8 protein-coding genes are annotated in these 11,483 nt (G+C 71.4%); 3 read left to right on the top strand and 5 right to left on the bottom strand.

From position 1 onward, the window contains the following. Window positions 1-558 (bottom strand): HAMP domain-containing protein (locus ACRDP3_RS20900; RefSeq protein WP_431518509.1); only part of this gene is annotated, 558 nt, incomplete at its 3' end. A gap of 120 nt (window positions 559-678) precedes the next feature. Here ACRDP3_RS20900 and ACRDP3_RS20895 point away from each other — a divergent pair. Continuing rightward, window positions 679-2,478, top strand: a complete 1,800-nt coding sequence (locus tag ACRDP3_RS20895; protein WP_431518508.1) for a SpoIIE family protein phosphatase — start codon at window positions 679-681, stop codon at window positions 2,476-2,478. Window positions 2,479-2,489: 11 nt separating this feature from the next. Here the strand turns inward: ACRDP3_RS20895 and ACRDP3_RS20890 are convergent, their stop codons facing one another. The 4 genes from ACRDP3_RS20890 to ACRDP3_RS20875 form a co-directional block, all read right to left on the bottom strand. After that, window positions 2,490-3,698 carry an amidase gene (locus tag ACRDP3_RS20890; protein ID WP_431518507.1) on the bottom strand — a complete coding sequence of 403 codons (1,209 nt, stop codon included), beginning with the start codon at window positions 3,696-3,698 and terminating at the stop codon, window positions 2,490-2,492. Window positions 3,699-3,810: 112 nt separating this feature from the next. Beyond that, window positions 3,811-4,923, bottom strand: coding sequence for an LCP family protein (locus tag ACRDP3_RS20885; RefSeq protein WP_431518506.1), 1,113 nt, complete (start codon window positions 4,921-4,923; stop codon window positions 3,811-3,813). Between the two features lie 188 nt (window positions 4,924-5,111). Further along, window positions 5,112-7,223 carry a bifunctional polysaccharide deacetylase/glycosyltransferase family 2 protein gene (locus ACRDP3_RS20880; protein WP_431518505.1) on the bottom strand — a complete coding sequence of 704 codons (2,112 nt, stop codon included), beginning with the start codon at window positions 7,221-7,223 and terminating at the stop codon, window positions 5,112-5,114. Between the two features lie 556 nt (window positions 7,224-7,779). Then, the gene (locus ACRDP3_RS20875) at window positions 7,780-9,159 is read right to left on the bottom strand and encodes a cytochrome P450 (protein WP_431518504.1); all 1,380 of its coding nucleotides are present in this window, start codon (window positions 9,157-9,159) and stop codon (window positions 7,780-7,782) included. Between the two features lie 314 nt (window positions 9,160-9,473). Here ACRDP3_RS20875 and ACRDP3_RS20870 point away from each other — a divergent pair, with 314 nt between their 5' ends. After that, on the top strand, window positions 9,474-10,712 hold the full coding sequence (locus ACRDP3_RS20870; RefSeq protein WP_431518503.1) for a CapA family protein: 1,239 nt from the start codon (window positions 9,474-9,476) through the stop codon (window positions 10,710-10,712). 119 nt (window positions 10,713-10,831) lie between these two features. Further along, window positions 10,832-11,446 carry an AMIN-like domain-containing (lipo)protein gene (locus ACRDP3_RS20865; RefSeq protein ID WP_431518502.1) on the top strand — a complete coding sequence of 205 codons (615 nt, stop codon included), beginning with the start codon at window positions 10,832-10,834 and terminating at the stop codon, window positions 11,444-11,446. The last annotated feature ends 37 nt before the right edge of the window (window positions 11,447-11,483 follow it).

The following is an 11,483-nucleotide window of genomic DNA, read 5'->3' as shown; positions in this document are numbered from 1 at the left end:
CCGCCAGTCGCCCGCAAGCTCCCCCACCTCGGCCCGTCCGCCGAGCCGCCCCTCGGTGCCGACCTCGCGGGCGACCCTCGTCACCTCGCCGGTGAACATGGAGAGCTGGTCCACCATGACGTTCAGCCCGGTTGCCAGCTGCCGCAGGTCTCCGTGGAGCTGGCGGTTTCCGTCGTGCAGCTCCATGTGCTGGGTCAGATCCCCGCCGGCGACCGCCTCCAGCACCCGGCTCGCTTTCGTCACCGGGGTGGCCAGCGACTCGACCAGGTTGTTCGCGTCGTTGACGCTCGAGGTCCAGGCCCCCTGGCCGGGGCTCGCCGTGACCCGCTCGTCCAGCCGGCCGTGCCGGACCACCTCGCGTCGTACGCGCGCCAGCTCATCGGACAAATGCTCGTTGCGGGCCGCGATCCGGTTGAAGACCCCCGTCAACTCGCCCAGAACGCCCTCGTCCTCGCTTGCCACACGTACCGAGAAGTCTCCGTCACACAGCGACCGCAACGCGCCCAGCAGTGGACGCAGATCGGCTGCGCGCACCGACTGCCCATTCGGGTCGTCCATGGCACCCCATTCCCGGCATCCAAGAATTATAAGCTTTATCCTACTGTAATGGCTTTTGGTCCACCTCTGCCCGATCAGGAGACACCTGTGCGAGCGCACCCCTCTGACCTGGGCGATCACGTGTCGCGGACCGATCTCTCCGCCAGTCAGCTCGCCCCTTCCCGGGCCCGTATCTTCGTCCGCGCGGTGATCACCGAACGGGCGCTTTCGGCGTCCTTGCCGGGCCCGCTGGCCGAGCGGCTCGCCGACGACGCGGCCCTCCTCGTCAGCGAGCTCGTCACCAACGCCCTCATGCACGCCGGCACCGACATCCAGGTCGCCTGCAGCCCCGAGCCGGCCCGGCCATCGGCGGCGCGACCCTCCCGGGCCGACGAGACCTCCGCGTCGGAGGGGGAAGAGCTGACCAGTGTGCTGGTCGAAGTCGCCGACCGGCAGCCCGGCAGCCGGGTGCACTGGGAGGCCGACGGCCGGGGCGGCGGGCGCGGCCTCGGACTCCAGGTCGTGGCCGCACTGGCCGAATCGTGGGGGGTGACCTACCGGCGTACCGAAAAGGTCGTCTGGTTCCGGCTCGCGGCGGTCGAGCGCGCCGCCGCGCCCGCCGGCTCCCTCAATGACGCCCTCCACCGGGAGCTGGACGCCGCGGACATCTTCTCCCCGTCCCCGCAGGCCGACCGCCGGCGCATCGCGGAGTGGAGTGACCGTGGCGGCGCCTTCCTCGCGGAGGCCAGCGAACTGCTCTCGGGGCAGCTCGACGAGGACATGGTCGCCGCGCTGGCCGGCCAGCTCCTGGTGCCCCGGCTCGCCGACTGGTGCGCCGTATGGCTGAGTACCGATGTCGGCGGGATGCGGCTCTCCCGGGTCTGGCACCGGGACGAGCAGCGGGTCGACGCGCTGCGGCTGGCCTTGGAGCCGGACCCGCCCGCTCCCGGCCTGCGGACGGCGGGTATCCCCTGGCCCTGGCCCGAGAGTGCGGACGGCGCCGGCTCCGGCTCCGCGATGGCCTTCTCGCTGGTTTCGGGCGGCGCCTGCCAGGGCTCGCTCGTGATCGGCCGGGCCGGTCCGCCGGAGATGACCGCCGCCGTCACGCGTACCGTCGAGGACGTCGCCCGCCGGGTGGCCCAGGCGGTGGTTACGGCGCGTCAGTACACCCGGGAGACCAGCATCAGCCGGGCACTGCAGCGCAGGCAGCTGCCCCCGTCGCTCGCGAGCCTGCCCGGTGTCGAATCGGCGATCGTCTACGAGCCGCACGGCAGGGGCCAGACCGTCGGCGGCGACTTCTACGACCTGTTCGCGATGGGCAACGGCCGCTGGTGCTTCCTCCTCGGTGACGTACAGGGCAAGGATCCCGAGGCGATGTCCGTCACCGGCCTGACCCGCCATCTCGTGCGGCTGCTGGCGCGCGAGGGCCACGGTGTCGAATCGGTGCTCGGCCGGCTGAACACCGCGATGGCCGAGGAAGGCGCCGAGGCGGTGGCGGTCGGCGGGGAGAGCGCGCAGCCGCGCTTCCTGAGTCTGGTGTACGGGGAACTGGAACCGGACCCGCAGGCGGGCGGAGCCCGCTGCACGCTCGCCAGCGCCGGGCACCCGCCGCCGCTGTGGCTGTCCACCGACGGCGCCGTCGCGCCCGTCGTCGAATCCCAGCTGCTGCTCGGCATCGACGAGGGCACCGAATTCACCGCATACTCCTTCGCCCTCGCACCCGGGGAGACGCTGCTCTGCGTGACCGATGGTGTGACCGAACGCCGCAGTGGCCGACGGCAGCTGGACGACGACGACGGTCTTGCCGAGATTCTGCGCGGGTGCGTCGGGATGGGGGCGATGGCGGTGGCCGAACGGGTGCGTCAGGCGGCGCACGACTTCAGCACGGAGCCGGTGGAGGACGACCTGGCGATCCTCACGCTGCACGCGGTCACCGTGTAGCGCCCTCGCTTTCAGCCGTCGCTGAGGACCCCGAGCTCGAGCAGGGCGCGGTCGTTGCCGCGGTCGGCGACCACGCACAGGCCGACGGGCAGCCCCTCGACCGTCATCCGCGGCAGCACCAGGCACGGCAGGCCGGCGCTGCCCGCCAGCGCGGTGAGCTGGATCGTGGCCTTCCGGGTGGCGTCCTTGTCCGCCTCGTCCTGGTCGAGCGGCGGGGCCGTCCCGCTCGCGGCGGGCAGCAGCAGCAAGGTGCCCTGCGGCAGACCCGCGCGCACATCGCGGGTGCTGGTGCGCAGCACCTCCTCGGCCGCCGCCCGATCCTCCGGGGTGACCGCGGAAGCCCGCGCGAACCGCTGCTCGATCCCGGATCCGAGCGCGCCGGGATGGGCCGTGACCCAGGCGCCGTCGCACTCCCACACCTGCGCGGCCTGCGCGGTGGAGAAGGCCGACCCCCGGGCCGCCGGATCACCGCCCAGCGAGGGGACCTCCTCGATCCGCAGGCCGAGCCGTTCGGCCAGACCCGCCGCGGCCGGGCCGAAGGCTTCGCGTACGGGCGGATCGGCGAGCGCGAGCAGGTCGGCCGCCACCAGAGCCGTATGGAAGGGGCGTTGGGCTTCACTCCGCCCCGCTTCCGGCAGCAGAACCTCACCCAGCCGCGCGAGTGTTCCGGCGTCCCGCGCCAGCCAGCCCACCGTGTCGAAGGCGGGAGCCAGCGGCAGCATCCCCTCGGCACTGACCGCGCCGTACGTGGGCCGCATGCCGTACAGGCCGCAGTAGGAGGACGGCACCCGGACCGATCCGGCGGTGTCGCTGCCCAGCCCCGCGTCCGCCTCCCCCAGCGCGACGGCGGCGGCCGGGCCGCTGGAGGAGCCGCCAGGGATGCGGCCCGGCGCCGCCGGGTTGGGGGGCGTGCCGTAGTGCGCGTTCGTCCCGCTCAGGCTGTAGGTCAGTTCGTCGGTCTGCGCGATGCCGGTCACCTCGGCTCCCGCGTCCAGCAGGGCGCCCACCGCCCAGGAGTGCGCGGTCTCGGTCTCCGCCTCGGCCAGCCAGACCGGGTTGCCCGCGCCGATCCGGTGCCCCGCGACGGCGTACACGTCCTTGACCGCCAGCCGCACGCCGCTCAGCGGTCCGCTGCCGGACCCGGCGACCAGCGGTGCGCCGCGTTCCCGCCATACGGCGCTCGCGCTCGTGCCCGCGGTCGCTTCCTCGGGGGTCCCCATGGGCCTCCTTCCGGGCGGCGCTCCGGCCCGTTCCGAGCATCTCCCGGTGCCGGACGCCCCGCAAGAAGGGCCGTCGCCCGGTGCGCCCGGCGCCCTCGGGCCACGACGTCCTTCAGGGGCGCCCTTCCTCCGCGAAGGTCACCGGACCGTCGCCCCTCAGCTGTCCGAAGAGCTTCCCCGCCTTCGCCTGGTCCCACACTGCGACGCTGCCCTTCGACGTCGGGACACCGGTGCCGGCCAGGGGAACGCTGATCCGCTTACCGCTCCCGCCCGCGACACCCCGGAGCGCCCGGAACATGGAGGTCAGGTCCCGCAGCCCCGTCTCCCGGTCGACGACGAGCGTCTCCAGGCCGGCGTTCACGACCGGGTAGAGATCGGACGGATTCAGTACGGTGCGAGGGGCGCCGGCCTGATCCGCGAGGGCTGACAGGAACCTCTGCTGGTTCCGGGTGCGGCCCAGGTCGCCCTCTGCCTCCTGTTTGCGCTGGCGGACGAAGGCCAACGCCGCGGTGCCGTCGAGGGTCTGGCACCCCTTCTTCAGGTCGGCACCCGAGTCCTTGTCCTTGATGTCCCGCTCGAGGCACATCCGCACGCCCCCGACCGCGTCGACGAGGTTCACGAAGCCCGCGAAACCGATCTCCGCGTAGTGGTCGACCCGCAGGCCGGTGTTCTGCTCGACCGTGTGGGCGAGCATCTCCGGGCCGCCTCGCGAGAACGCCGCGTTCAGCTTGTCCCTCCCCCCGCCGGCGCGCTTGCCCGTCCTGGGGCTGGTGAAGGCCGGGATGGCCACCCACGAGTCGCGCGGCAGGCTCACCATCGTCGTGCCGCCCTTGCCGGTGTGCAGCAGCATCATCGAGTCGGTACGGCGGCCACTGAACGATCCGGTGTGCAGATCCCGCTGTTGCCGCTCGGACAGGCCGTCGCGGCTGTCGGAGCCCACGATGAGGTAGTTGGTGCCCTCGCCCGCCGGCGGCCGGTCCGCGAACCTGCCGAGGTCGACGTCGCGGTTGAGTTCGGTGTCGGCCCACGCGTAGGTGCCGACGGGGGCCGCCAGCAGTGCGGCGAGCAGGGCGATCAGAACGCGCCGCACCGGCCGCCGCCGCTTGGGGCGCCGGGGTTCGGGCCCCAGGCCGGAGCCGTTGCCGTAGCCGCCGTTCCCTTCACGGCTGCCGGGTTGCCGGGGCTGAAGGAGGATGGATTGCGGGGTGAACTCTCCCGGCGGCATGTCCCAAGGCGTCGGCTGCCGCGGCGCCGAAGGCCGTGGTGCCGGACGCCCGGGTGCCGGGCCCTGCGGCGGGTGGCGGTCCTCGCTCCACAACGGGCCCGTCACATGTACCGGCGGCCTCGTGGCACGGCCCCGGCCCGCGCCGGTCCGGCCGTACCGCCCTTCGTTCGCACCTTGACGGGGGTCGGTCATGATCCCACTTCCTCGGGTCGCTTCGACGGCAGGCTGCTCGGGTGGTACGGGACCGGCTCTTCGAGCAGGTACTGGTTGGCCGTGCCGGAGCGGCGCATGCGGTGCCACTTGAGCCGGGTGCCGAGCAGGGCGGTGACCACGGACTGGATGACCACGAGATACAGCAGTTGCCGGTAGACGAACAGCTGGAGCGGCAACGCCCACAGCGCGCGCAGCTTCTCGTGGTCCAGCCGCAGCGCGTATCCGGCGGTGACCAGCTGGACGGCGAGGAAACCGAGCCAGACCCCGACGGCCTGGGCGGAATCGCCGAAGCACACCCCGTACAGGGCGAAGACGTCGACCACCGGTGCGGTCAACGGCAGGACGACCTGGAACAAGGCGAGATAGGCCAGTCCGCGCCGCCCGAAGCGTCCGGCCGAACCCAGTTCCACCACGGCGTGGCGGTGCTTCCACATGGACTGCAGCGTGCCGTAACACCAGCGGTAGCGCTGCCGCCACAACTGGCCCAGCGTGCTGGGCACTTCGGTCCAGGCGATGGCCGTCTCCTCGTAGACGACCCGCCAGCCCGCCCGCCACAGAGCCATGGTGAGGTCGGTGTCCTCGGCGAGGGTGTCGTCGCTGACGCCGCCGATGCCCATGAGCGCGTCCCTGCGGAATGCGCCGATGGCTCCGGGGACCGTCGGCATGCACTCCAGCACCTCGAACATCCGCCGGTCCAGATTGAATCCGAGCACGTACTCCAGGTGCTGCCATCTGCCCAGCAGGCGGCGCCGGTTGCCGACCTTGGTGTTGCCGCTCACCGCGCCGATCGCTGGGTGGGCGAGTGGCTGGACGAGTCTGCGCAGGGCGTCCGGCTCGAAAACGGTGTCCGCGTCGATCATCACCACGATGTCGCAACGCGCGTAGCCCAGACCGGTGTTGAGGGCTCCGGACTTCCCCGTGTTGGGCTGCCGCACCACCGTCACCCGCGGGTCGCGGATGCGGCGGGCGATGTCCGCGGTCCCGTCGGTGGACCCGTCATCGATGACGATGATCTGGAGGCGGGGGTGCGTGGACGCCAGCAGCGAGTGCACGGTGGCAGCGATCCCCGCCTCTTCGTTGTGCGCGGGCACCAGCACCGTCACCGGTTCGGTCACCTCGCGCAGCCACGGCGCGCCGGGCCGGTATCTGCTCAGGCGCCGCACGTGGACGCGGGCGAGCAGCGCGAGCAGGACCAGCCGGAGCATCCCCAGCCCGCCCGCGATCCCCAGCCCCCAGACCATGGCGGGTGAGAACGTGTGCCCGATGGCCTGTGTCCAGATCAGCCCCTCGCCCTGCATGCGTGCGGTCGGGGAGGCCGCCGTGGCGAGCGAGGTGCGCCCGAGCCCGCCCGTGATGGTGGTGAACCGCTCGACGTTCCGGTTCCGCAGGAGCTGCCGCGCCTCCCGGTACCCGAGGTCGGTGTGGCTGTACTGCCGCACCACGCCCTGCGACGGCTTGCGGGACCGTTCGGTGGCGGCGACCAGGAGATACCCCTGCGCGGTGGCCTGCCGCGCCGCCTTCCACTCGGCGCCGCACAGCGTGTCGGTGGTGGTGGTGTGAGGCAGCCGCAGCAACCTGGTGTTGATGCCCGCGGAACCCGCCAGTGCCGTCTGAGTGAGCGACAGTTCCAGCCGGGAACGGACGGGCGAGGCGGTGCCCAGGTCGCCACCGGTGTAGGTGTACGAGCCGATCTCGTGGCCCTCGTCGCGGATTCGCCGCACCAGCGACGGATAGCGGGCGGACTTCCTGCCGTAGACGAAGAACGTCGCCTGCGCGTCGTGTTCGCGCAGCAGGTCCAGCAGCCGGGGCGTCCACCGAGGGTCGGGGCCCCCGTCGAAGGTGAGCGCGGCGGTACGGGCGGGCATGCCCGCGGTCTCGGCCCCGCCGGCCGTGGCGCGCAGCACCGGATCGCCGTTGTCCGCGGACTCCGGGATGGGACTCGTGCACGCCCGCTTCGTACGGGCGCCGTCGACCTCGTGGGTGGCCCAGCCTTCGAAGAGCAGTGAGGCGGTGACTACGGGGAGGATGAGCACCAGCAGCAGCCAGTGCCAGCGTGGGGGGCGGCGTAGCGCGTGCCGGGGGCTCATCCGCCCGCGTCTCCGGGCGGGGCAGGTGCGGTACCTGTAGAGGCCGGCGGGGGCCCACGACGGGTGCCGGCAGCGGGCGACTCGGGCTCAGGTGTGGCGGACCGGGCGGGGAAGCGGGCCCCTTGCTCCACCTCCGGCCCGTTGCGGGCGGTCTGGGACGGCAGCGGGTCGGCCGAACCGGACGGGAGCTTCCCGGCCGGCTGCTGGAACCCGCCCAACACCACGGCGAAAAGGACCAGATACCCAGCGCATATGCACCCGGTAGCTAAGGCGACAAACCACAGAAGACGTCTGCGCCGACCTGAATTATCCAGGAATATCGGACGCTTACGTTGTTCGCGGTGTCGACTGCCGTGGGGGGCGTTTCGCATGGAGGGTGAGTGTAGTCAGTCCCGAACGAGTAGGAACCGAAAAGATCAGTAACACCCTTGTGAACTCACCCACGTTGAGAAGGCCTGCCGGACCGTCCGGCCCGGTGACCTCGGAATGGACGGGAATCGGCCGCGCAGGGCGGCCGATTGTCGCGGGGGCCCGCCAATTCGTCATGCCCAGCGGTCTATTCGGCCGCTGTGGCATGGTCCGGGACGGGTCGTCGGGTGAGTCGTGATCCGGGCGCGGATGACCGTTCTGCGCTGGGCGGGCCGGCGAAGTCGAACTCCAGTGACCGGATGCGGTTGTCGAAGTTGGAGGGCACGAGCTCGGGCGGCCCGGCCGCACGTACCCCGGCGGAGCGGGTGAGCAGAACCTCGAAGAGCGCTTTCATCTCCTGGCGGGCGAGATGGGCCCCGAGGCAGTGATGGGGTCCGCCGCCGCCATAGCCGAGATGGGGGTTGGGGCTCCTGGTGATGTCGAATGTGTCGGCATTGTCGAATACGGTCTCGTCACGATTGGCGGAGGCGTAGTAGAGCGCCACCGTCTCGCCCCGGCGCAGCGTTCGTCCGCCCACGACATGGTCGGCGCGCAGTGTGCGGCGGAACTGGATGATGGGTGTCGAGCACCGCACGATCTCCTCCACGGCCGAGTCCGCGTAACGGCCGAAGTCGCCGGCCCAGAGCGCCTGCTGGCCGGGATGCGCGCTGAGCAGTGCGAGTCCGTGTGTGATCGCGTTACGCGTGGTTTCCACCCCCGCCACCATCAGCAGCGTGAAGAAGGCGCCGAGTTGACGGTTCCCCAGGCTCTGGCCGTCGACATCGGCGTTGACGAGGGCGGAGATGAGGTCATCGGTGGGCCGCCGGCGGCGCTCACGGGCGAGGGTGGCGATCATGAGGTGCATGCGGGCCAGGGCGCGCAGTCCCTTTCCCGGGACGCGGAACCTGATGCCCGGGCCGCGCCCGACTCCGATGTTCTCCGAGGCGTCGTTGAGCTGGCCGAGGATGCGCGGCCGGTGCCGTTCGGGGATGCCCATCATGTTGCACACCACTTCGAAGGGGACCCGGGAGGCGACGGCCGTCACGAACTCGCGGGACCCCTTGTTCACCGCCTCATCGACCACCCGGGCGACCACCTCACGGATGTCCCGCTCCGTGTCGGCCAGTAGGCGGGGGCTGAAGGCACGAGAAACGATCTTGCGCAGCTGAGCGTGCTCCCGGCCGTCGAGGTTGACCATGGACTGCCCGAAGAGGAACTGCACCCAGCGGGCCGGCTGCGGAGTCGTGACGCCCGGCGCGCTTCCGAACACGGTGGGATTGCGGCTCGCCTCCCGCACGTCCGCGTGCGTGACGAGCGCGTAGAAGCCGCGCTGCTCGGCATGCCGTCCGCGCCAGGCGCGCCGTGGTTCGGTGAAGTACACCGGTCCCGACTCCCGCCTGCGGAGCAGCGCGAAGGCCTCCAGCCGCTGGGCGGGCGGCAGCCGCCAGAACCCGGGAGCGGTGAGATCCGCCTCCGCGGGCAGGCCGTTTCCCGGCGTGTCGGAGTGCGGGGCGAGTGGCATGGTCATGCCTCCTGTGAGTGCGGGCTGTCGAGCGGTCGTGTGCTTTTCGGTGCGGCACCGAGTCCTGTCAACAGCTTGCGGACCAACAGGTCTCCACACCGGGTCCGCCACACCCCCTCGACCCGGACAGCCGTCCCACAGCAGCAGGACGTGCGTGCGGGGCGGCGTCCATCGCCGCTGGCGGGCCCTGCGCCGGAGTGAACCCCCGACGTCCCGGGGGTGGGAGGTTGCGCCGTTCGGCGGCCAGCTCCGGCGAGGCAGGCTCCAGCGACATATATGTGGGTTTGTCGACTTTCTCCGCAAGAGAGCGAGAACCCGCCATGATCACGTCCATACGCCGCATACGTCAGGCCGCGCTGCTCGCCGCCGCGACGACGCTCCTGGGGACGGTCACGGGCTGCGGCACTTCCCCGGACCAGCGGTCGCTGGAGGGCGGCGAAGGCGATTCCGCAGCCGCGCGGAGCGCGCCGTCCCACGTGGCGCAGCGGCCGTTCACCCTCGTCGCCACCGGCGACATACTCAGCCATGACTCGGTCATCCGGCAGGCCCGTACGGACGCGGGCGGCTCCGGCTACGACTTCAGAAAAATGCTCTCCGGGGCCAAGCCCCTCGCATCCGGTGCCGACCTGGCGATCTGCCACATGGAGACCGTCTACGGCCGCGAGGGCGGCCCCTTCACCGGATACCCGGCCTTCCAGACGCCGCCGCACGTGGCCGCGGCGATCAAGGACACCGGCTACGAGAGCTGCTCGACGGCCTCCAATCACACCCTGGACGCAGGCGTCGACGGCGTCCGGCGCACCCTCACCGCCATGGACAAGGCCGGCCTGAAGCACGTCGGGTCCGCCAGGTCGGCGAAGGAGCGGACCCGGCCGGCGGTCATGACGGCGGGCGGCGCGAAGGTGGCGCAGCTGGCGTACACCTACGGGACCAATGGGATACCCGTGCCGGACAAGAAGCCGTGGCTGGTCAACCCCATCGAGCCGAAGCGGATCATCGCCGACGCCCGCGCCGCGCGCCGCGCGGGGGCCGACATCGTGGTGGTGAGCCTGCACTGGGGCACCGAGTGGCAGCAGGCGCCCGACCAGCAGCAGATATCGGTCGCCAAGCAGCTCACCCGGTCCCGCAGCGGCGGCCGCAAGGATCTCGACCTCATCATCGGCACGCACGCGCACGTGCCCCAGCCGTACGAGAAGGTGAACGGCACCTGGGTCGTCTACGGCATGGGCGACCAGCTGGCCGGCAAGATGAACGACCCGCGCGGGTCGATGAGTTCAGCGGCCCGCTTCACCTTCGAGCCGCCGGACGACGACGACAGCGACGACGACAACGCCGGGGGGCGCGGCGGCCGTAGTGCCGGAAAGCAGGGGGAGTGGACGGTGGAGAAGGCCGAGTTCATCCCGTACCTCGTCCAGACCTCACCGCGGATCGACGTGATCAATCTGAGCTCGGCGGCGAACAGGGCCGCCGGCACGGACCGCGCAACTGCCTACCGCACCATAAGAACGGCCGTCCTGAGCGAGGGCGCCGCGCGCCAGGGGCTGCGCATGGGCGAGTGATGTCACCTGGCCCGACCGGTGCGCGTCTGTCTGCGGTAAGTGCCGTGTTCCGTGCAACTTTGTCCCGGTCCCGTGTGTCTGATCCTTTGTCATAGGAAATGCGGCACAAGGGGGCCTCCATGCGAAAGACCAGGCTGCTTGCCATCGCCGTCCTCACCAGCGCCGGGCTGCTGACCACCGTGTCGGCGGGCACCGCTGCCGGGAGCGGCACCGAAGGCTCCGCAGGGGCCACCACGGCGACCCGGAGTGCCGCCGCGAGCTGCGGCGTCACCTGGGGAAGTCTGCCCAAGGCCGCCACCGACAGCGGCAACCGGCCGCTGACGAACGTCCGGACGGGGCGCCACGAGTGCTATGACCGCATGGTCCTCGACATTCGCGGCGACCTGCCGGCAGACCCCGTCGGCTACCACGTCCGCTACGTGAGCAAGCTGTACCAGGACGGTTCCGGGCACCCCATCGCGATCGGCGGCGGGGCGATCCTGGAGATCGTGGCGTCCGCACCGAGCTACGACCCGGAGAGCTACGAGCCGACCTACGCGGGGCGCGGCGGCAAACCGCTGCCGGGAGTGAACCTCACGGGCTACCGGACCTTCCGTGACACTCGTTTCGGTGCCAGTTACGAAGGAACGACCCAGCTCGGCCTCGGAGTCCGTGCCCGGCTGCCCTTCCGGGTCTTCTCGCTGGGCGACCGCCTGGTGATCGACGTCGCACACTCCTGGGCCGCGGCACGCTGACACGCCCGGCAAGGTCGAGTGCTTCACGGTCAGGGGC

This window comes from Streptomyces sp. (assembly GCF_050698815.1).
GTDB lineage: Bacteria > Actinomycetota > Actinomycetes > Streptomycetales > Streptomycetaceae > Streptomyces.
The sequence above is the reverse complement of the archived record's forward strand: the minus strand, read 5'-3'. Positions and strand labels throughout refer to the sequence as shown.

Coding starts and splice junctions, on each gene's coding strand:
- ACRDP3_RS20865 (WP_431518502.1), top strand. CDS start 10,832: ATGCGAAAGACCAGGCTGCTTGCCATCGCCGTCCTCACCAGCGCCGGG.
- ACRDP3_RS20880 (WP_431518505.1), bottom strand. CDS start 7,223: ATGAGCCCCCGGCACGCGCTACGCCGCCCCCCACGCTGGCACTGGCTG.
- ACRDP3_RS20875 (WP_431518504.1), bottom strand. CDS start 9,159: ATGACCATGCCACTCGCCCCGCACTCCGACACGCCGGGAAACGGCCTG.
- ACRDP3_RS20885 (WP_431518506.1), bottom strand. CDS start 4,923: ATGCCGCCGGGAGAGTTCACCCCGCAATCCATCCTCCTTCAGCCCCGG.
- ACRDP3_RS20890 (WP_431518507.1), bottom strand. CDS start 3,698: ATGGGGACCCCCGAGGAAGCGACCGCGGGCACGAGCGCGAGCGCCGTA.
- ACRDP3_RS20870 (WP_431518503.1), top strand. CDS start 9,474: ATGATCACGTCCATACGCCGCATACGTCAGGCCGCGCTGCTCGCCGCC.